The following is a 21,291-nucleotide window of genomic DNA, read 5'->3' as shown; positions in this document are numbered from 1 at the left end:
TGCGATCGAGGCATGAAGGGTCTCGCGCATGCTCCAGCCCATGACCTTGCGGGTGTGCATGTCGATCAGCGCCGCAAGAAAGAGCCAGCCTTCGCCGGTCCGGATGTAGGTCAGGTCCGCGAGCCATACCTGGTTCGGCGCGGTCGCGGTGAAATTCCTGCGCAGCCTGTTCGGCGCGATCGGGTAGTCGTGCCGGCTGTCGGTCGTGCGAACACGGCGCGGGATCGCCGCCAGCCCGCGCAGGCCTGCAAGCCGCATCAGGCGGGCGATACGGTGTCGTCCGATCTGCCGCCCGGCAGCCTGTAGCGCAGCGTGGATGCGAGGCGCACCGTAACATCCACCGCTTTCCGCGTGTGCGCAGCGAATATCGTTGAGAAGGGCGCGGTTCTCGATGCTGCGCTTGCTCTCCGGCCGGCGGCGCCACGCATAGTAGCCACTGACGGAGACGCCGAGCACGGAACAGATCGTGCGAACGGGCCAGATGTGACGATGCTCATCCACGAACCCGAACGTCATCGGGTGGCCGCTCCGAAGATGAGCGCGGCTTTTTTTAATATATCACGCTCCGTCTGGGCCTTTTGCAGCCCCCGTTTCAACCGGGCATTCTCCGCCGCCAGGTCGGCCGAGGACGGGCCCTGCGCCTGCGTATTGGGGCGCCGCGCAGGGCCCGTCCCCGACTTGCCGAACTGTCTTATCCAGCGGCGCAGCTGCGTCTCGTGGACGCCGAGTTCCGCTGCGACATCCATGATCGACAGCCCGCTCGTCTCGACGCGCTCCGCAGCCTGCCGCTTGAACTCATCCGGAAAATACCGGCGCTTCTTCTCCATCGGACACTCCTTCCGTTGGCTCGAAAGCCTATCATGGGTGTCCACCAATCCGGGGCAGGATCAGTTCGAGCTTACCCTTGCCTCTGGGGCGACCTTGGGGAGCCGCGCGGGCCTGACCGGTGCGGCGGACCGCAAGACCCCAACGTGCCCCGGTGGCAGGCGATACCTTCAGCCGCAACGCCGCCGCGCGCCCGCTCAACCCTTCCTCGATCAACTTCTGAAACCGCGCCCTAAGCGCATCCGGCAAAGGTGCTGACATAATTCATCCTCCCAAACAGGATGAATCACAGATCAGGCTTCAAGGGAATCCCACCGATTCAGGTTTTCGGCGGGATGCTTTAGTTCAAAGTCAATCAAAACACAGGTTGGCTACCCGGAAGAAATGGAAACCGGGTGCAATTATCACACAATACCCAGCGCCAGCCAAACGATTGCCACGTAAGTCACCTGGTGGGCGAACTGATCGAGTCCAGTGAGGCCCCAGTAGCCCTTTTCCTGCGGGCTCCAGCCCGACCACCTCAAAAGCCGGTCCTTGGTCCAGTCTATGTGATAGTGGAGAACAAACTCGACCGCCGCGAGACCAACCACCGTAAGGACAGTCATCGGCGTCCAGATCAGCACCGGCACCGTCAGCAGGCCGTGCAGCCCGGCATGGGCAATACCGCCCAGATGCCCGTAAGTGCCCTTGTTGCGCACCATCCAGCCCGTCTGCCAGATAAAATCCGCAAGCAGGTGCTTGACCTGGAAAAGCAGCATCAGGATCAGGAGCGTGGCAGGTGTCATGTCTGGTCTTCCAGGAGCTTGTTGGCGCGATCGAGCCTCTCGACCGGTCTCGCAGCGACGAACCGATGCAGGGTCGTGGCGAGGTTGGGGGCCTTGTTCACGATCTCGCGCATCCGGGTTTCGCTTGCGCGATACACGACCGCTTCGGTTTTCGCAATCACGTCGATGGTAGGTGGCAGACCTGCATAGCTCGCGATCACGGCCACGGGTGCCTCGGTGCGCAGGACGCGCGGGGGGGGGGCCAGCCAAATCCGACGTTCATTCCGCAGCGGGTTTTCGCGTCATCTTCGTGTTGGCCTCGATCAACTTGCTCTTGATCGCGGCATTGAGATGCTGATCGAGTGAGGCACGGAATTCCTCGTCCGAGCGGACCATGCGGCGCAGGATATCTCCGGAGATGGAGAAGACGCGCGAAGGAGCCTCGATCCTGACAGTTGCCGAGGCGGGGCCTGGTTCCATCACATTCATCTCGCCGATAAATCCCTCGCGAATCTCGGCGATCTTGCCCTCATTGAAATACACGCCGGCCAGGCCGTCACTCAAAAAGTGAAGATGCGAGACCGCTTCGCTCTCGGTCGTCAAGTCCACCCCGGGCTGCGCATCGCGCCACACACCGGCATTGAGCAGCCGCCGCGACATCGGTTTCGGCATCCGCGCCAACCCCCGTTTGACGAGCTGCGCCTCCTCGTCGTTGAACCGCAGACGATGGTGTATCAGAAAAACCCGTGTGATGCCCACGACGCTGATCACCACCCAGCAACCCTGAATGATCGCAGAGGCCAGGTTGAACTCCGCCGACAGGCTGATCAGCACGAAAATCGCCGCAATCATGTTGAGCAACGCGTAGCGATATCCGCTGCCACGTATCAGACCGAGCTGCAGACAAATATACGCGCCGAGATATACGGAGACGCCAGCATATCCGGCCCAGTCATACACGCTTGTAGTGAAAAACATCGTCACCCGCGTTCTCCCCAAGACGATGCTTTCGCGCAACCGGGTGAACGAGGCTGCGAACTCTGAATGCCACAGGGCCGCTATTGTGACAAGTTGTTTGGGAGATGTGACGAGTACCGGTCTGGAGCCCGCCGGTCAGCATGCTGGAGCGAAGAGTTTGCGGAGACCATGGGAACTCGCCCGGCCCGCATGATAAGCGCTCCGGTCAACGCGCTGCCCCAGCAGCCCGGTTCCGGTCGCGCTCACGCGGCCTCTATCATTCGAATGCGGAGTTGCCGGTCCTCGCGCCAACAACTCCCCGCGCAACGGCATGGGCTGAGAGCGACCCGCGCGTTTTCGTGACAGCATGAGATTTGGTCCTATATGTTCTTGGCTTGGCGGCGGGGGTTCTGCCTCAATCTGTGTGGCACAACTATCCTGAAACTGGAAAATTCAGGAGGCATAGTCGCGAGTTCGAAGAAGCACTGGTCGCCCGGGAGCGATCTTTCGGTTCACAGCGTTGAGCGAAGTGATATCGGCGGGTAGCTTGTATCCGGCACTCTGGCACCTCAAGGCCTCTGCCCAGACTGTGGTTTGCATTCACGACGACGTCACGGATGGCGGCATCGGCGGCTGCAGGATTTTCCCGCACTTGAAGACGGGGTCACAATGGAACTCCAAGTTTGCCGCTGGCGATGTTTGGCTTCCGCTCGCCCGCGCCGGACGTTTTCAGACCACGTTTCCTCGATTGCACTTCCATTTGCACGTCGCGCCTCGCGTGTCGGGGAGATTGTCAGTTATCTTGGGCATGCGACAGGTGGGCGGTCTGCCGAGCGGCTCCTGCACCGTTTGGGCATCGGAGTCAGCGATGACACGGTGCTTCGGCAACTTAGGTGTTCAATCCCACGGTTTGATGGTGTGATCCTTTCGCAGGAATGGAAGGGAGCACTAACGGAAGTCGATCAAGCGTGAAGTGCTTGAGGGTGAGTTTGAAGGTATGCTGCAAAGCCTACAGCCCACAGAGGGCCTGTTTGCGCTCGTCAAAGCCATGTTCCGCGATGCGTGGGATATTCGCCTTGTTCAGGCGTCTTCAGGCCTCCAAAGGCCTGAAGACGAACGTCAAGCAACTGGAAAAGCAGATCGATCAGCGCCTTGATCGCATCGTGGATGCGAGCAACGGCTCTGTGGTGTCGGCCTACGAGAAGCGTATCGCCAAGCTGGAGCGGGAAAAAGTTCTGGCTGAAGAACAGCTCACCCAAAGCGGCAAGCCTCGACATACCTTCGAGGAGTCGTTCGAACACGCAATGCGATTCCTATCACGCCCTTGGAAAATCAGGATAAATTCCAACTTAGACCTGAAGAAAACAGTCCTTAGACTGGCCTTTGTAGAGCCTTTACCCTACTGCCGGAATCAGGAACTTCGAACATCTAATTTAGCCTTAATGTTCAAGGCTTTAGGTGACATTTTCGGCAACAAATGTGAGATGGCGCACCCAGTAGGATTCGAACCTACGACCTTCGCCTTCGGAGGGCGACACTCTATCCAGCTGAGCTATGGGTGCACGCGGGGCAACCTATAGCCGCCCGTGGCCAGTGCCGCAATCGCAAATTCAGCCGAAAAGCTCGTGGGCAAGCTCCAGCGCGTCGATCAGCGCATCCACCTCGGCGCGGGTGTTGTACATGGCAAACGAGGCCCGGCAGGTGGCGGTCAGCCCGAGGTGATCCATCAGCGGCCCGGCGCAATGGTGACCCGCACGCACTGCGACGCCCTTCTTGTCGAGGATGGTCGAGATGTCATGCGCATGCGCCGCGCCGTTCATCGTGAAGGAAAAGATCGCCGCCTTGCCGTCCGCCGTCCCCTGAAGCCCGAGCCAGTTGAGCCCGGACAAACGCTCCATCGCGTAGGCGGAGATGTCAGCCTCATGGGTGGCGATCGCATCCATGCCGACACTCATCATGTACTCAAGCGCCACACCCAACCCGATGGCTTGCACGATACCGGGTGTGCCGGCCTCGAATTTCATCGGCGGGTCGTTGTAGATCACTTGGTCCTTGCTGACCTCGCGGATCATGTCGCCGCCGCCCATGAAGGGGCGCATCTCGGCAAGGCGTTCATTTCGCACGAAGATCGCGCCAGAACCGGAAGGTCCATAGAGCTTGTGGCCGGTGATGGCGTAGAAATCGCAGCCCATATCATCCACATCGACGGGCATGTGAACCGCCGACTGGCTACCATCCACGAGCACCGGCACGCCCTTGGCGCGGGCCGCGTCGCAGATGGATTTCACATCAACAACGGTTCCCAAAACGTTGGAAAGATGGGTGATCGCTACAAGTTTGGTTTTCGGCCCGATGGCGTCGATCACCTTTTGCGGATCGAGCGCCCCGCGCGAATCCACATCCACCCACTTCAATGCCACGCCCTGCCGCTCGCGCAGGAAATGCCACGGCACGATATTGGCGTGATGCTCCATGACCGACAGGACGATCTCGTCGCCCGTCTCCATCCGCGGCATGGCCCAGCCGTAGGCGACCATGTTGATGCCCTCGGTGGTGCCCGAGTTGAGCACGATCTGCCGCTCGTCCGCGACGCCGAGGAAGCGCGCCACGATGCCGCGCACGGCTTCGTACTTCTCGGTGGCGAGGTTGCTGAGGTAATGCAAACCGCGGTGAACGTTGGCGTATTCTTGGGAATAGGCCCGGGTGACCGCGTCGATCACCGCCTGCGGCTTCTGCGCGCTGGCTCCGTTGTCGAGATAGACCAGCGGCTTGCCGTTCACCTCGCGCGAGAGGATCGGGAAATCAGCGCGGATTTTCTCAACGTCAAACATCTCAAATCCCCCCCGCGACGCGCACGCCCGCCATGCTGAAAAGAAGGCTCAGGCCGAAGACCAGCGCCACGAACCCGATGATGAGCACGCCGGCGGCACGCCACAGGCTGTCGAATCCGTGCGCCTCAGCGACGAAGGCCAGCAGGATGTAAAGGCCCCAGACCGCCGCCACGATCACCACGACCCCCGCGAGTGTGGGCATCACCATCGCCAGCACCACGAGCACCACCTGAAGCAGCAGGCGCAAGGCCTGCATCCAACTCAGCAGCACCAGCATCTCGCGCATCCTGCCTGTCCCTCCCAGCGCGCGCCCGGCGTGGGTAAACGCGAGCGCAGTTAGCGCCAGCGCTGCAAAGAGCGTCACGGCAAAGATGAGCGGCGCCCCAAAGGCCGGATCCATCATGTCCATCATCGCCGGGTCGCTCGGCGGGCTCAGGCGGATCGATAACGAATAGACCAGAGTGTTGAGCACCGCCATCAGCCCGAGCATTAGCCAGCCCTCGCGTGCGGGCAGCCCCAGAGACAGGATGCGCCCTGCCGCTTCGCGCGGCTCGAACAATGTCTGCCGCACCAGCGACCAGAACGCCTCGCCTGTCATCATCCGCTCCATTCCGCCTCTCGCAGCCCGGATATCCAGAACCAAAGGAAAACACCACACCAGATCAGATCCACGCCCTGCAGTCCCGGCCCCGGCCCGATGAACCCGGCCACAAGTCCGCGCAAGAGCATGAGCGGGCTTGCCGCAAGAAACGCCCAGAACAACGCCAGCCGGGCCCCGTAGGCCGTGCCGCGCCCGCCGATAAGCCGCGCTGCCCCATGGCTGAGCAGCGCCAGCGCATATAGCAGCAGCGGCGCAAGGAACACCCAGGCCAGTAGAGCCCCGCCCAAGAGCGGGTTTAGCTCTTGCTCGGTCAGATGCGCTTCGCGCGCCAGCCGCGGCCATTGCGCAACGAACACCAACACGCAGGCCGCGATCAGCATGACCAGTGCGCGATCCTCGCGGGGGCCCATTTCGAGCAGGCGCCGCACCACCCGGCGCGGCCCCCGATAGGTGGCGATGATGTCGCGCGTGACCGGCATCAGCCGCGCCGCCGCTCCAGCCAGCCCGATAGCCGGGTTGTAATCTCGTCGCGCAGGCTCTCCTCTGCGATCTCCTCCACCGCCTCGGCAAGGAACGAGAGCACCAGAAGGTCGGTGGCAATCGGCCTGGGGATACCGCGCGAGCGCAGGTAGTAGAGCGCGTCCTCGTCGATCGCGCCAGAGGTCGAGCCGTGCGAGCACGCCACGTCATCGGCGTAGATCTCAAGCTCTGGCTTGGCCAGGAACTGGCTATCATCGTCGAGCAGGAGCGACTGGCTGATCTGGTACCCGTCGGTCTTCTGCGCGCCGGGCTTGACGAGGATCTTGCCCTGGAACACACCGGTCGCGCCGTTGCGCAGCACCTTCTTGAATACCTGCCGGCTTTCGCAGCGCTCGGCGTCGTGGGTGACGAAAACTGTGTCGTCCTGGTGGAAATCGCCGTCCCCCATCGCTGCGCCCGCGACATGGGCGCTGGCATCGTCGCCGGTTAGCTCGATCACACATTCGTTGCGCGTCATCACACCGTTGGCAGTCATGGTAAAGGACTTGAACGCGCTCTCGCGGCCCAGCCGGGCAAAGATATGGGTGGTCGCGCGGCGCTCGTGGTCGCGCCCCTGCACACGCACATGGTGAAAGCGCGCCTCATCGGCCACGTCCACCTCCATCACGTTGTTGAAGCGCGCCGCCGCCGGGCCGTTCTCCAGCACGGTCAACTCGGCGCCCGCGTCGAGCTTCACCACGTGGTGAAGGAGCGCGTCGGAGGTCTCTGACCTGTGGTGATAGACGAGGTTGATCGGCTTCGACGCCTTGCCAGTGACATGAATCAGCACCCCGTCATCCGCCAGCGCGGTATTGAGCGCCGCCAGCGGGCGCGGCACGGGGGTTTGCCCGCCTGCCTCGAGCGTGCCGTAGAGGTCGCGCGCCCAGTGCAGGTCCTGCCCCGCCACGTCTGCCAGCCGCTCGATGCGCACCCCCGCGAGTTCGGGATCGTCGCTCGCCTCCGGATCAAACACCCCGTCCACGAAGACAAGGCGCAGCCGGTCCATGTCAGCGAACATCTTGGGCTCGTCGCCGTCCTCGAACAGCGCCGCGCGCGGTGCCTCGGCCAGCGTCAGGCTGTCGGGGCGGGTGAATTTCCAGTACTCGTCACGGCGCTGCGGCAGGCCGGTCGCGCGCAAGCGCGTCAGCGCCTCCTCGCGGGCCGCCGTGATCCATGCGCCCCCCTCGGGCAGGCGCATCGCGTCGATCTGCATCGTCGTGTCTATCTTTGCCTGCGGTGCTGCCGCCATCACGCCACCTCCGCCTTGAGATCGGCATATCCGTTCTTCTCGACCTCGAGCGCGAGTTCCGGTCCGCCGGACTTGATGATGCGGCCCTCCGACATGATGTGCACGACATCGGGCACGATATGATCGAGCAGGCGCTGGTAGTGGGTAATAACAAGGAAGCCACGACCCGCGTCGCGGAGAGAATTCACGCCATTCGCGACGAGCTTCATCGCATCCACGTCGAGGCCGGAATCGGTCTCGTCGAGGATGCACATCTTCGGCTCCAATACGGCCATCTGAAGGATTTCGTTACGCTTCTTCTCTCCGCCGGAGAAGCCCACATTGACCGGGCGCTTGAGCATGTCGGCATCTATCTCGAGCGCCTTGGCCTTCTCGCGCACCAGCTTGAGGAAGTCTGAGGCGCTGATCTCGTCCTGCCCGCGCGCCTTGCGCTGCGCGTTCACGGCGGTGCGCAGGAAGGTCATATTGCCCACGCCGGGAATCTCCACCGGGTATTGGAAGGCGAGGAACAGGCCGGCCGCGGCACGCTCTTCGGTCTCCATGTCCAGCAGATCCTGCCCGTCGAGCGTGGCCGACCCTTCGGTCACGGTGTAGCCGTCGCGCCCCGAGAGCACGTAGCTCAACGTCGATTTTCCCGACCCGTTCGGCCCCATGATCGCGTGGACCTTACCGGCCTCAACGGTCAGGTCGACGCCCTTGAGGATGGTCTTATCTTCTTCTTCAAGATCGACGTGCAGGTTCTTGATTTCCAGCATGATTTTTCCTTTCAACATCGCTCGCGGCATCACGGCCGCAGCATCATCCCGATCGCGTCGCTCAGACGCTCCAGCGGCAGCGCCATCGGCACCACCTCGAATTCGGCCATCCGCCCGATCATCTGACGCGGAGCGCCGATATAGGTCTCGATCCGGTGGTAATGGCGGCGCGGCGCGTAGTCGTCGAACAGAAGCCGCAGCGGCTTCTTCGTGTGAAGTGCAGTTACCAGCGCGCAGCCGGTGCGGAACCGCCCGTCCACCAGCACCACGTCGGGGGCGACGTCACCGCGCTCCCACGGTCCCAGCGAATAGCCCGGGTAGCGCAGGTAACCACCCTTGCCCTGCGGGTGTCCCCAATCGCGGGTCGGACCGATGTCGGCCCAGATCACCTCGACCTCGGTGCCCTGCGCGGGCGGGTTGGCGGCAAGCCAGTCCCGCATCATCCCGGCCCACGCCGCATCGCTCTCGACCGACCAGACGCGTTTACCCGGCATCTCGGAGGCCATCACCGTCGAGCCACCCGAGCCGTATTCGAGGATGGCTCCAGCCTGCTCGTAAGCCGCGCGCAGGTGCGCCGCTTCGGCCTCGGGCAGGGTCAGGTCCGGCCGCGATATGGTTTCGGTGTCCGTCATCGCTGCACGCAGGCGCTAGCCCACCGACCCCTCGAGCGAGATCGCCACCAGCTGCTGTGCCTCCATGGCAAATTCCATCGGCAATGCCTGAAGCACCTCACGGCAGAATCCGTTAACGACGAGCGCCACCGCCTCTTCCTCGTCCATGCCGCGCTGACGGCAATAGAACAACTGGTCGTCATCCACCTTGGAGGTGGTGGCCTCGTGTTCGACGCGGCTCGAGTTATTCTTGACCTCGATATACGGCACCGTGTGCGCCCCGCAGGTATCGCCGATGAGCAGGCTGTCGCACTGCGTGTAATTGCGGCTGTTCCCTGCCTTGGGGTGCATCGACACTAGCCCGCGATAGGTGTTCTGGGCATGGCCCGCGCTGATCCCCTTGGAGACGATTCGCGAACGCGTGTTCTTGCCCAGATGGATCATCTTGGTGCCGGTATCGGCCTGTTGCCAGTTGTTGGCGATGGCGATGGAGTAGAACTCGCCTTGGCTGTCGTTGCCACGCAGGATGCAGGAGGGATATTTCCACGTCACCGCCGAGCCGGTCTCGACCTGCGTCCACATCACCTTGGAACGGTCACCACGGCAATCGGCACGCTTGGTGACGAAGTTGTAGATGCCGCCCTTGCCGTTCTCGTCGCCCGGATACCAGTTCTGCACCGTGGAATACTTCACCTCGGCATCTTCCTCGGCGATGATCTCGACAACCGCCGCGTGAAGCTGGCTCTCGTCGCGCTGCGGCGCCGTGCAGCCTTCGAGATAGCTCACGAAAGAACCCTTGTCGGCGATGATGAGCGTGCGCTCGAACTGGCCCGTATTCTCGGCATTGATGCGGAAATAGGTGCTCAATTCCATCGGGCAGCGCACACCCGGCGGTACGTAGACGAACGACCCATCGGAGAACACCGCGCTGTTCAGCGTGGCGTAGAAGTTGTCCGAGACCGGCACGACCGAGCCGAGGTACTTCTTCACCAGTTCGGGATGCTCCTTGATCGCCTCAGAAATCGAGCAGAAGATCACACCAGCCCTTTTCAATTCCGCTTGGAATGTCGTGCCGACGCTCACACTGTCAAAGACCGCATCCACGGCCACCTTGCGCGCCTCTGCAGGGGCCTCATCGGCACCCTCGACACCGGCGAGGATCATCTGTTCCTTGAGCGGGATGCCCAGCTTTTCGTAGGTCGCCAGCAGCTTGGGGTCGACGTCGTCCAGCGACTTGGGCTTGACCTCCATAGATTTGGGTCGCGCATAGTAATACTGCTTCTGAAAGTCGATCTTGGGATAATCGACCATCGCCCAGGTGGGCTCTTTCTTCTCCAGCCAGCGGCGATAGGCGGCGAGCCGCCATTCGGTCATCCATTCCGGCTCTTCATTCTTGGACGAGATCAGGCGCACGATGTCCTCATTGAGACCCATCGGGGCATAGTCCATCTCGATATCGGTGTCCCAGCCATACTTGTAAGCCCCGCCGACCTGCCGCACGGTATCGACCGTCTCCCGATCGACGCCGTCCTTGACCTGTCTGTCGTCCAAAGCCGCCATTGCCGTTTTCTCCTGTCGCTCAGGCCAAGCGGGCCCGATGTCTGTTCCACAGCCTCGCCCAGACCTCGGCAAGACGCATGATATCGTCCGTCGTCGTCTCCGGCCCGAGAGACACGCGCAGCGCCGAGTTTGCCGCCGCTGCATCAACGCCCATCGCCTGCAAGGCGCCACTTGCCCGGACCTTGCCGCTCGAACAGGCACTGCCCGACGATACGGCGAACCCCGCGAGATCAAGCGCCATCACCTGCGTCTCACCCTTCCAGCCCGGCGTGACCAGGCAGCTTGTGTTGGGCAGGCGAGGCCCGTCTTTCCCCACGAAAATAGTCTCCTTTGAAATCTCTGCAATAGTTGATTCTAGAATGTTTCTAAGTTTTTCGACCTCGGACCAGACCCCGTCGGCCAGATCACGCGCAGCGGCCTCTGCCGCTGCCCCGAATCCGGCGATGCCAGCGACGTTCTCGGTGCCCGCGCGGCGGCCCATCTCCTGCCCGCCGCCGCGAAGTTGCGCGGCCACCTCGCAGCCCGACCGCACCACCAGCGCGCCCACGCCCTTGGGTCCGCCCAGCTTGTGCGCGGAAACGAGCGCCATGTCCACGCCCGACCAGTTAAACGCCACCGGCAGCTTGCCGAATGCCTGCGTCATGTCGCTCACGGTCAGCCCCTCGGGCAGGGTCTGGATCACGCCAGTCTCGGAATTGGCCAGTTGCAGAACCGAGCGGGCGGGGTCGCTCACCGTCACGCGGCCACCCGCATCCACCGGCAGATCTGCGGTGATCCAGGCGCGCACCGCGTCGTGCTCCACCGCCGCGCCCGACAGGTGCCGGCCCGCGCACGCAAGCGCCGCGGCCTCGGTCGCACCAGAGGTGAATATCACCTCTGCCCCATCGGCCCCGAGCGCGGCGGCGACCTGCGCACGCGCCTGCTCGACCAGCGCCTTGGCGGCGCGCCCCTCCGCATGAACCGAGGACGGGTTACCCACCACGTCCATTGCAGCGATCATCGCCTCGCGCGCCTCGGTACGCATCGGCGCGGTCGCGTTATAATCGAGATAGACGCGCGTCATTCTTCCCCCGTCCGACGGCCACGACCGACGGGCCTGTCGGCACCCTCCGCGACCGTGGCTCAGATATGGATCACTCGTCCGTAGGCGTCCAGCACCGATTCGTGCATCATTTCCGAAAGCGTGGGATGCGGGAAGACGGTGTTCATCAGGTCTTCCTCGGTGGTCTCAAGCGTGCGGCCAACGATATAGCCCTGGATGAGTTCCGTCACCTCCGCACCCACCATGTGCGCGCCCAATAGCTCGCCGGTGCTCTCGTCGAACACGGTCTTTACCATGCCTTCGGCCTCGCCCAGCGCAATGGCCTTGCCGTTGCCGATGAAGGGAAAGCGGCCCACCTTGATCTTGTAGCCCTTCTCCTTGGCCTGCGCCTCGGTGAGGCCCACGCTGGCGATCTGCGGGTGACAATACGTACAGCCGGCGATGCAGTCGGGATCGACCGCGTGCGGCTTGCCGCCCGCGATCAGCTCGGCCACCATCACGCCCTCGTGGCTGGCCTTGTGTGCGAGCCACGGCGCGCCCGCGATATCGCCGATTGCATAGACCCCGTCGACGCCGGTGCGGCAATGCGGGTCGGTCACCACGTGGGTTTTCTCGACCTTCACGCCCAGGTCTTCGAGTCCCAGCCCTTCTGTATTGCCGACGATTCCCACGGCAGAGATCACCGTATCGAACTCGTGCTTTTCCACCTTGCCGCCGGTCTCGATATGGGCGGTGACCTTGCCCTTTTCACGGTCGAGCTGCTTGACCGCTGCCTTTTCCATGATCTTCATCTTCTGCTTGGTGAACGCCTTCTTGGCGAAGGCGGAAATCTCGGCATCCTCAACGGGCAGGATGCGCTCCATCACCTCAACCACCGTGGTCTCGGCCCCAAGCGTGTTGTAAAAACTCGCGAATTCTATCCCGATCGCGCCCGATCCAATGACCAGCAGCTTTTTCGGCATGCGCGGCGGCACCAGTGCGTGCTTGTAGGTCCACACCAGATCGCCATCGGCCTCCAGCCCCGGTAGCTCGCGCGCCCGCGCACCCGTCGCCAGCACGATGTTCTTCGCCTTCAGCTCCTCGGTGCCCTTGTCGGTCTTGACGCTGACACGGCCCTTGGCGGGCAGGCTCGCCTCGCCCATGTAGGCGGTCACCTTGTTCTTCTTGAGCAGGTGGCCAACCCCGGAATTCAGCTGCTTGGCGACCGCGCGAGAGCGCTTCACCACCGCGTCGAGATCATAGCCGATACCCTCGGCGCTCAGCCCGAATTCCTTGGCGCGGTGCATGAGGTGAAACACCTCCGACGAGCGAAGCATCGCCTTGGTGGGGATGCAGCCCCAGTTGAGGCAGATGCCACCCATGTGCTCGCGCTCGACAATGGCCACCTTCAAGCCAAGCTGCGCGCCCCGGATGGCGGCCACGTAGCCCCCAGGCCCCGCGCCGATCACGATCATGTCAAAGCTGTCAGACGCCATGTGGCCCTCCCTCGCCGGAAACTAGTTTGGTGTTAAACTATTTCCCACGAGACCTCAACGCAGGGAAAGGCACACCCCGCGAAAAGCAGGTCTGCCCACCGCGCAGGGCCGAAATCACGCCGCCTCTGTCACCTCTCGGACCAGCACACCATATCCGCCCTCGGCCTCGAAGGTGCGTTCCGGTGCGGTCGATGCCCGGCCTAGCGCCGCGTTACGATAGGGGAATCGGCCAAAGCGGCGGATCACCTCGCGATGCGCGCGGGCATGAAGCAGGTTGTCGGGGCCATACACCGGCATGCGCTCGCAAATCAGGCGCACGCAGCGCTCCTGGTCGCAGAGATTCTCGGAATGCATCAACGGAAGATAGAAAAACTGCCGCGCCGGCTCGTCAATCCGGACATCCCAGCCACGGTTGATCGCCACCTTGGCCGCCGTCAGCCCCGCACGGTCGGTAGCAAAGGCCCGCCTCTCGCCGCGGAACATGTTGCGCGGGAACTGGTCGGTGAGGATCACGTAGGCAAGCGTGCCGCTTGGATAGGTAAGCCACAGGCCGTACGCCCCCGCACGGGCATTCTCCCACGCGCTTGAAAAACGCTCGCGCACCTGCGCGTCCAGCGCCTCCGAATTCTGATACCAGCCTTTCTGACCCACCTCGTCCAGCCAGAACCGCAACACCTCGTCGGGCGACACCATTGGGACTCTCCTCGATTTCCCGTCATGTAACTGTCACGTTAACCTCTGATTTCGGCAATATTACAGTAACATATTGCTTCAAAAAGGACATATTCAATCCGGTTTCCCGGGCTCCTCGCCCTCCTGCGCGGTTTCGATGGCCACTTCCTGCGCAAATTCCACCGCCATCGGCGAGGCCGATGGTGCAACCGCCATATAGCTGTCGGTCTGCGCGGGTGCGGGGGCGGCGCGCTGCGTCATCCGGTATGCCGCGTAGGCGGCAATCGACAGTGCCAGCACCGCGATCACCACAAAGAATCCGCGCGGCCCGATCACCCCCATCAGCCAGCCGGTGACCAGCGGGCCGGTCACCGCGCCCAGCCCATTGATGAACACCATCCCACCGGCGGCCGCGGCCATGTCGTCATGCTCGAGAAAATCGTTGGTATAGGCGATGAGCAGCGAATAGAGCGGGTTCGACATGCCACCGATGACGAAAGCCGTCACCAGAAGCGGCACAAAGACCGCGCCTAGCACGATACCGATCACCGCCCCGACCCCCATCAGCACGGCCGCCCCGCAGATTAGCACGCGGCGGTCCATTCGGTCCGACAGCCAGCCGATAGGATATTGCAGCACCAAGGAGCCCACGAAAAAGGTCGAGACGAAGATCGATATCTGCACCACGCTCAGTCCCGCCTCGGCGCCGTAGACCGGTGCCATGCCGAACTGCGCCGAGAACACGCCGCCGAGCAGGAACATACCGACACAGCCGAGCGGCGAAATCGCCATGATCCGGCGCAGCGACAGCGGCTTTGTGGTATCAAATGCGGGGGTGGGACTAACCGACAAAAGGATCGGCGCAAAGGCCAGCGACACCAGCACCGACGGGATGACGAAGAGCACATAGCCCGACGGATCGCCCAGCACCAGAAGGCCCTGCGCCGCGACGATGCCTACCATCTGCACGATCATGTAAAGCGACAGCGCCTTGCCTCGGGTCTGATTGGTGGCCGAATTGTTGAGCCAGCTTTCCGCGGTCACGTAGACGCCGGAGAAGCAAAAGCCGATCACGACGCGCCCGACCGACCACGCCCAGGGGTCGGCGAAGGTGGGGTAGAGGATCAGCACCGCGGAAATCATCGACCCGAGCGCGGCGAAGACCCGCACATGCCCCACCCGGCGGATCATCTCGGGGGCCATGCGCGAGCCGAACAGGAAGCCCGCGAAATAGGCCGACATGACCACCGACATCTGCGTGGTGGAAAACCCCTCGAGCGCACCGCGCACGCCGAGCAGCGTGCCCTGCATGCCATTGCCCACCTGCAAGAGCATCATACCCAGAAGCAGCGCCCATGCGCTCGAAAACACTTGCAGCATGTCATTTCTCCATGATCCGGGGCGACCGTCGCAGGACGGGTCGGCACGCGTCTAGGTCGTTTGCGACTCAGCGGGTCGCTGCCTTCTGTCCGTTGTCAGGCCCGGGCGGTGGGATCAACAGGGATGCATCGCCGTAGGAAAAGAATCGGTATCGCGCGGCGACGGCATGGGCATAGATTGCGGCAATTCGCTCGCGGCCCATCAGCGCGCTGACCAGCATCATCAGCGTCGATTTCGGCAGGTGGAAATTGGTCATCAGCGCATCGGTCGCGCGGAACGCGAAGCCGGGATAGATGAAGATGTCGGTCTCTCCCTGCCACGGTGCCACCTCGCCGGTGTCGCGCGCCGCCGTCTCGATCAGGCGAAGCGCGGTGGTGCCCACCGGGATGATCCGTCCTCCCGTCGCACGGGTGGCGGCAATCTCGGCGGCGACCTGCTCGCTCACCTCGCCCCATTCGGCGTGCATGCGATGGGTGGTGATGTCTTCGACCTTTACCGGCAGGAAGGTGCCCGCCCCCACATGCAGCGTCACATGGGAAAACGTCACTCCCCGCGCGGCCAAGTCGGCCAGTACCACCTCGTCGAAATGCAGGCTCGCTGTCGGGGCTGCCACGGCACCGGGGCGGCGTGCCCAGACGGTCTGGTAATCTTCGCGGTCGCGGTCGTCGGCGGGCCGCCGCGCGGCGATGTAGGGCGGCAGCGGCATAGCACCTGCGGCATCAAGCGCAGCGTCGAAATCCTCGCCCGCGAGGTTGAAGCGCAGCCGCGCCTGCCCCTCGCCGCGCCCCTCGAGCACCGCCGAGAGCCCGGAGGCAAAGGTGATCTCCTCGCCCTCGCGCAACTTTCTCAGCGGCTTGACCAGCGCGCTCCACGTGCCGTCGGCTTGCGGCTCCAGCAACGTGACCTCGATCCGCGCCCCCGCACCGCCCGCGCGATGACGCCGCCCCGCGAGCCGAGCGGGAATTACCCGCGTATCATTGAGCACCAGCCGGTCGCCCGCGCGCAGCCACGTTCCGAGATCGGTGACCCGGGAATCGTGGATCGCGTCACCCTCGGCCACCAGAAGCCGCGCCGCGCGTCGCGGGCGCGCTGGCCGCGTGGCGATAAGATCCTCGGGCAGGGCAAAATCGAATTCATCGAGCTTCATGGGTCCTGTCTCTGGTAGGCCGGCGGCTCCTCGTCGGATGGGTCCCCGCCCGATGGCGTCGGCGGTTCTCCCTCCATCCGCGGGGTCGGCCTGCGGAACATCTCACGCAAAAATCCTGGCGTCAGCGCCGAGAGCGGGTTGACAGAAACCGCCGGGTCTTCGGAGGCACCGCGAAGCGTGAAGTTGAACCCGATAAGCCCTTCTCCAGGCCGGGTAAAGGCCCCACCGATGGCGTTGAGCAGATAGACCGGCGACAGCACGCCCTGCATGTCCATTCGCTTGGTGGCGAGGTTGAAATAGCCGTCCATTGATATCCCCACCGACGCACCGACCGCGCTGCCCTGCGTAACGATCAGCCGCTCTGGCGTCAGGCGAAACCGCGCGTTTACCGACGTGAAGTGCAGCCCCTGTCCGTAGAACTGCTCGATCAGCCCGACAATGCTGATGGTGTTAAGCAGCGCCGCCAGCGCCGGGGCCCGCTTGACGCGCAACTGCTCGATGGCGAGCACGCCGTCATAGCTGCCGGGGCCGCCTGCCGGTGTTAGCCTGAGGTCGAGCACGCCGTTGCGCGCATCCTCGAGAATGCCCGCCGCCGCGAGCAGCCCTCCCGCGTCGCCCGAGCGAATGCGAAAGGCGCTGCGCCCAGCGCTTGTCGGGATCACGTCGCCCTCGACCGGCGTGCGACCATTCACCCGCGCGGTAAAGCTGCCGCGCGCACCGCCCTGCGTCTCCAGCGTGGCCGAAAACCCGGTGAGTGCAATACCGTCGGAGATACGTAATTCGTCCAGTTGCAGATTGACTGGCCCGCCGTCACCGCCATCACCCGCGCCGAGCGCGCCATGTCGCAGATCGACCGTGCCTCCTGTCACCTCCACCCGCGGTGCCTGTCCCACCCCGCGCCCGACGAGCGTGGCCGCCACGTCGAGCCAATCGTCTACTTCCACGCGAGTGAACCGCGCCTGCGCGAGGCTGCCATCCGGAGACAGCCGCACCTCGCCGCGCGCCCGGAGCCCGCCCGCCTCGAGCGCCAGCGTGTCGATCTGCGACGGCGTGCCCAGCGTGCCCGCAACATCGAGCCGCCCGGTGGCCTGGCGGCTCAGTGCCCAGTCGAGCGGCGCGATCCGCAGGCCGACCCCCATCAGATCGGAGGTGAGTGCAAACTCCGCCGGCGCGTCGCGCGCCAGAGCGATATCGACAGTTGCTCGCCCCTCGCCCGTCAGGCTGCCCTCGGGCAGCGTGATCCCAAACTCGTCGAGGAACCGCTGCGATAGTTCGATCTCGCCGCTCACGCGGCTCGCCCCGCCGGCGTCGGGCCCCAGAGGCAAGGTCCAGGTCCCCGCGACCGGCACGCGCCCGATTCGCGCCTCCCCCGCGATAGCGAGCGCCTCATTATCGGCCTCGACCGAGAGACCGCTCGCCGCCAGAACGCGCCCCTTGACCAATGTCTCGCTACGCATGTCGGTAATCTCGCCGGTCACCGCAAAGGCCACCTCCTCCGGGGTGAGTTTCTGCTTGAGGATGAAATCGAGCCGCCCCGTGAGGTCCACGCGGCCATCGGCCAGCGTTACCGGGCGTCCGGCTTTTTGAAGGAATCGGAAGGGCGGCGAATCAAGCAGCGACAGCGCCGCCGTGATCGTGCCGCGCGCCCGCAGATGCGCCTCAGCGGGACCCTTTTTGATGCGAACATCGGGGATGATGAAACTGGTGCCGGAAATATCCACCCGTCCGCCCTGCGCCGCTGTCACGTGGCCCGACTCGGCATGGATGGTGAAACGATTGTCCCGAATCGAGGCGTGGCCTGAGGTCGCCTCGATCGGTGGCACCTCACGGACATAGACGGTCGAGAGGTCGGAGAACCCGAACCCGAGAAACATATCCGGCGCGCGTCCCGGCTCCGCGCGCAGACCGAACTGAATGTCGTGCAACGCAATGCCGAGCACATTCTCGTCGATCCATGTGCGCGTCTTGGGCTTGATCGTGACGGGCCACAACTCCAGCAGGCGTTCGGGGGCGATGGTCTCCATCCGTCCCGAGACATCGACCGACCAGCCATCCGCCTTCCCTCGCGCCACCCCCGACAGGTGCAGCACCTCGCCCCGGTCCCGCAGCCGGAAATCGCCGACGGTGAGCGCGAACGGGTCAAGCTCGAGCCGCAGATCCGCGCCTGCCCCCTCGAATACTACGGGACCGGGATAGAGCCCCGCAGGGTTGGCCGCGATCTCTCCGATGCGCACCTGCGCCTCAAGCGCGGCAGGCCAACCGCTCTCCATGCCGAGAAGCCGCGCGCGCCCCTCGGCGCGGGCGGTGCCCCAATCGCTCTCGACCGATATCTCGGAAAAATCGATCTGCCCGCGCTTCGGATCGTAGGTGAAATAGCTGCGCGCAGACCGGAACGGAATCGGCACCGTGGCCGCGTTGGGGCGCAACGCGCCCGCCCCGATCTGAAGCGTGGCGCTGAGCGGGCCCAGCCGTCCCTCCTGGTCAATCGTTGCGCGCAGTGCCCCCGAGATCGGAGCCTGCACCGCCCCGAGCCATGCAAGCGCAGGCGACTGCCCGGCCAGTTCCCCGGCCGGGACATCCTCGAACCGGATGCCGAATTCCGCGACCGCGGACTCCAGGTTGCCGGTATAGTTCACCTCCAGACCGCTTGCGTATTCACGCGCACCAAGCACGGTGATGTTGCCACGCAAGGTGATCCGGTCACCCTGGCGTTTCAGCGTTGCCTGCCCACCATCGGCCGACCAGGCCCGACCGCTGCGCGCATCTTCGTAGCGCAGGCTGATGTTGTCGGCCTCTATTTGCCTCAGCCGCGCCAATGCGGGCTGCGACAGCATCTTGCCGATCTGGTCGGAAAAGCGGCCCTCGCGCCCAGGGTGGCGACCGCGTCCGTCACTGGCCTCGAACGCCACCGACAGGGCACCATCCGCCCGCCGCCGCAGAATAAGTCGCCCCCCGTCGAGCCGAACGCGCGACAGCGACACGTCGCCCGACAAGAGCGCCGTCCGCGATAGCGACACGTCGAGAGCCCCGAGATCGACGAGCCGCACGCCTTCGGCATCGAAGAGCGTGACCCCCTTCAGCACCACCTGCGGAACCATCCCGCCGTCAAGCCCCAGCGTGAGCGTCTCGAAACTCAACCGGTGCTCCGGCAGCGCCGCGCCAATCCGCTGCTCGACCCGCTCGCGCATCCAGCCCGGCGCGGTGACACCCGCCGCCAGCACCGCGACCACCCCAACGCTGACGATCAGCACGACCGCCACGCAGCCAAGGCACAATTGCCCGAAATGGTGCAGCAGGCCGCGCCGCGGCAGCACGCGCGCGCGCGCGCCATCTGGCACCTCCCCGGATACCCGCTGGTCGCTCTGTTGCGTCTCTGGCTCGCTCATGCGTGTCATGCCGCGCCACCTTTGGCGCCCGGCTCTGCCTCGTGGCTTTATTCTTGCCCGTCCCGACCTAATATGCGTTCGACAAGGAGTCATCACAAGCCGCATCACGAAGGAGCGCCCATGCCCGACATCTCCGATATCGCCCCCGATTTTACCCTGCCGCGCGACGGCGGCGAAAGCGTCACGCTCTCGGCGCTGCGCCCCGTCGCGGTTGTGCTGTTCTTTTATCCGCGCGACGACACCTCCGGCTGCACCAAGGAGGCGGTGGCGTTTTCCGGCCTGCTCTCCGAGTTCGAGGCTGCGGGCGCGACGGTGCTGGGCATTTCCAAGGACAGCGTTGCCAGTCACGAGAAATTCCGCGGCAAGCACGCGCTCACGGTGCCGCTCCTGTCGGATGCCGAGGCGGAGGTGTGCGAAGCCTACGGCGTGTGGAAGGAAAAGAACATGTACGGCAAGAAGTTCATGGGGATCGAGCGGTCTACCTTTCTGATCGACGGGGCGGGCCACATCGCGCGCGCATGGCGCAAGGTCAAGGTGCCCGGTCATGCCGAGGAGGTGCTCGAGGCGGTGCGCGCGCTGTGACCGACCGACCACTCGTAGAGATGGCCGTCGAGGTGCTGACTACCGCTGACGGTCGAGCCAAGGCGGCGCTGTCGCGGCGGCACGCGGCGACGTGGCAGGCGGCCCGAACCGAGGGACGCATGCCTCCCGTGGGGCGCGCCACGCCGCCCGCACGCCCCGCACGCCCCGCCCGGCCCGAGTTGCTCGATCCCCGCGACGTCCCTCGCCGCCGTCCCGGCAACCAGCAAGGCCGGATCGCCATGTTGCACGCGGTGGCGCATATCGAACTGAACGCTGTCGACCTGCACTGGGATATCGTTGCACGCTTTGCCGATACCCCGATGCCACCCGGTTTCTACGATGACTGGGTAAAATCGGCTGACGAGGAATCCAAGCATTTCAATTTGATATGTGACTGCCTCGAGGAAATGGGCAGCCATTATGGTGCCCTGCCCGCCCATGCCGGGATGTGGCGCGCGGCCGAGGACACCGCCGATGATCTGATGGGGCGGCTCGCCGTGGTGCCGATGATGCTCGAGGCGCGCGGGCTCGACGTGACGCCGGGCATGATCGACATTTTTGCCCGCGCGGGCGAGACACGCGCCGTCGAGGCGATGGAGGTGATCTACGCCGAGGAGGTGCACCACGTCTCCTACGGCTCGAAATGGTTCCATTTCCTGTGCGGGCGTCACGATCTTGACCCGAAGGACGTGTTTCATGACCTTGTGCGCCGCTATTTCCACGGTGCCCTCAAGCCGCCCTTCAACGAGGAGAAGCGCGCCGAGGCCGGGCTGCCACCGGATTTCTACTGGCCACTCGCCGAGCGACCGACAACTCAGGATTGAGAGAACCGGCGCGCAATCGGCAAGTTTCCGCCCAATGAGCGGGAAACCTCCGCGGAATCCGGGGCTTGTGGTCAAATTTCTTGCCCACCTCGCCACCTCTGTCTAAGCACA

19 protein-coding genes, 1 tRNA gene and 1 pseudogene are annotated in these 21,291 nt (G+C 64.1%); 2 read left to right on the top strand and 19 right to left on the bottom strand.

The genetic code is table 11. From position 1 onward, the window contains the following. The 19 genes and pseudogenes from C6W92_RS17990 to C6W92_RS11385 all read right to left on the bottom strand — a co-directional run. Window positions 1-827, bottom strand: a pseudogene (locus C6W92_RS17990) (IS3 family transposase); the annotation flags it as partial. A 402-nt stretch (window positions 828-1,229) separates the two neighbouring features. Continuing rightward, window positions 1,230-1,610, bottom strand: a complete 381-nt coding sequence (locus C6W92_RS11475; protein WP_129433217.1) for a DUF3307 domain-containing protein — start codon at window positions 1,608-1,610, stop codon at window positions 1,230-1,232. Continuing rightward, a complete protein-coding gene (locus C6W92_RS11470) occupies window positions 1,607-1,816 on the bottom strand; it encodes a hypothetical protein (protein ID WP_129433215.1) in 210 nt (69 codons plus the stop codon). The genes C6W92_RS11475 and C6W92_RS11470 overlap by 4 nt, the downstream gene beginning before the upstream one ends. Window positions 1,817-1,868: 52 nt before the next feature. Next, entirely contained in the window at window positions 1,869-2,567 is a 699-nt protein-coding gene (locus C6W92_RS11465) for a cyclic nucleotide-binding domain-containing protein (RefSeq protein WP_241691144.1), read from the bottom strand. 1,019 nt (window positions 2,568-3,586) lie between these two features. After that, window positions 3,587-3,847 carry a hypothetical protein gene (locus C6W92_RS11455; RefSeq protein ID WP_129433207.1) on the bottom strand — a complete coding sequence of 87 codons (261 nt, stop codon included), beginning with the start codon at window positions 3,845-3,847 and terminating at the stop codon, window positions 3,587-3,589. A 184-nt stretch (window positions 3,848-4,031) separates the two neighbouring features. Next, window positions 4,032-4,108: transfer RNA gene (locus tag C6W92_RS11450), tRNA-Arg, on the bottom strand. 48 nt (window positions 4,109-4,156) lie between these two features. After that, the gene (locus C6W92_RS11445; protein WP_129433205.1) at window positions 4,157-5,377 is read right to left on the bottom strand and encodes a cysteine desulfurase; all 1,221 of its coding nucleotides are present in this window, start codon (window positions 5,375-5,377) and stop codon (window positions 4,157-4,159) included. A gap of 1 nt (window position 5,378) precedes the next feature. Continuing rightward, window positions 5,379-5,975 (bottom strand): YIP1 family protein, encoded by a 597-nt coding sequence (locus C6W92_RS11440; protein WP_164989223.1) that lies wholly within the window; start codon window positions 5,973-5,975, stop codon window positions 5,379-5,381. Beyond that, entirely contained in the window at window positions 5,975-6,457 is a 483-nt protein-coding gene (locus C6W92_RS11435) for a YIP1 family protein (protein ID WP_129433199.1), read from the bottom strand. Before C6W92_RS11435 ends, C6W92_RS11440 begins: the two co-directional genes overlap by 1 nt. Continuing rightward, window positions 6,457-7,746 (bottom strand): Fe-S cluster assembly protein SufD, encoded by a 1,290-nt coding sequence (gene sufD / locus C6W92_RS11430; RefSeq protein WP_129433196.1) that lies wholly within the window; start codon window positions 7,744-7,746, stop codon window positions 6,457-6,459. The genes C6W92_RS11435 and sufD overlap by 1 nt, the downstream gene beginning before the upstream one ends. Beyond that, entirely contained in the window at window positions 7,746-8,501 is a 756-nt protein-coding gene (gene sufC / locus C6W92_RS11425; protein WP_129433193.1) for a Fe-S cluster assembly ATPase SufC, read from the bottom strand. The genes sufD and sufC overlap by 1 nt, the downstream gene beginning before the upstream one ends. 29 nt (window positions 8,502-8,530) lie before the next feature. Next, entirely contained in the window at window positions 8,531-9,133 is a 603-nt protein-coding gene (locus C6W92_RS11420) for a hypothetical protein (RefSeq protein ID WP_129433190.1), read from the bottom strand. A gap of 15 nt (window positions 9,134-9,148) precedes the next feature. Then, a complete protein-coding gene (gene sufB / locus C6W92_RS11415; protein ID WP_129433187.1) occupies window positions 9,149-10,672 on the bottom strand; it encodes a Fe-S cluster assembly protein SufB in 1,524 nt (507 codons plus the stop codon). A gap of 19 nt (window positions 10,673-10,691) precedes the next feature. Next, on the bottom strand, window positions 10,692-11,735 hold the full coding sequence (locus C6W92_RS11410; RefSeq protein WP_129433184.1) for a cysteine desulfurase family protein: 1,044 nt from the start codon (window positions 11,733-11,735) through the stop codon (window positions 10,692-10,694). A gap of 59 nt (window positions 11,736-11,794) precedes the next feature. After that, window positions 11,795-13,189, bottom strand: a complete 1,395-nt coding sequence (lpdA, locus tag C6W92_RS11405; RefSeq protein ID WP_129433182.1) for a dihydrolipoyl dehydrogenase — start codon at window positions 13,187-13,189, stop codon at window positions 11,795-11,797. A gap of 114 nt (window positions 13,190-13,303) precedes the next feature. Then, window positions 13,304-13,882: a DUF924 family protein gene (locus C6W92_RS11400; protein ID WP_129433180.1), complete on the bottom strand. Its 579-nt coding sequence runs from the start codon at window positions 13,880-13,882 to the stop codon at window positions 13,304-13,306. Window positions 13,883-13,975: 93 nt separating this feature from the next. Further along, on the bottom strand, window positions 13,976-15,241 hold the full coding sequence (locus C6W92_RS11395) for an MFS transporter (RefSeq protein WP_129433178.1): 1,266 nt from the start codon (window positions 15,239-15,241) through the stop codon (window positions 13,976-13,978). Window positions 15,242-15,308: 67 nt separating this feature from the next. Further along, window positions 15,309-16,388 (bottom strand): tRNA preQ1(34) S-adenosylmethionine ribosyltransferase-isomerase QueA, encoded by a 1,080-nt coding sequence (gene queA, locus C6W92_RS11390; RefSeq protein ID WP_129433176.1) that lies wholly within the window; start codon window positions 16,386-16,388, stop codon window positions 15,309-15,311. Continuing rightward, entirely contained in the window at window positions 16,385-19,783 is a 3,399-nt protein-coding gene (locus tag C6W92_RS11385) for an AsmA-like C-terminal region-containing protein (protein WP_164989222.1), read from the bottom strand. The genes queA and C6W92_RS11385 overlap by 4 nt, the downstream gene beginning before the upstream one ends. A 111-nt stretch (window positions 19,784-19,894) precedes the next feature. Here C6W92_RS11385 and C6W92_RS11380 point away from each other — a divergent pair, with 111 nt between their 5' ends. Both C6W92_RS11380 and C6W92_RS11375 read left to right on the top strand, forming a co-directional pair. Next, window positions 19,895-20,356, top strand: a complete 462-nt coding sequence (locus tag C6W92_RS11380; RefSeq protein ID WP_129433172.1) for a peroxiredoxin — start codon at window positions 19,895-19,897, stop codon at window positions 20,354-20,356. A gap of 20 nt (window positions 20,357-20,376) precedes the next feature. Continuing rightward, the gene (locus tag C6W92_RS11375; protein ID WP_129433234.1) at window positions 20,377-21,180 is read left to right on the top strand and encodes a ferritin-like domain-containing protein; all 804 of its coding nucleotides are present in this window, start codon (window positions 20,377-20,379) and stop codon (window positions 21,178-21,180) included. The last annotated feature ends 111 nt before the right edge of the window (window positions 21,181-21,291 follow it).

Origin of the sequence: Roseovarius sp. A46 (assembly GCF_004126395.1) — a bacterium.
GTDB lineage: Bacteria > Pseudomonadota > Alphaproteobacteria > Rhodobacterales > Rhodobacteraceae > Roseovarius > Roseovarius nitratireducens.
This window is presented reverse-complemented; position numbering and strand designations above follow the sequence as displayed.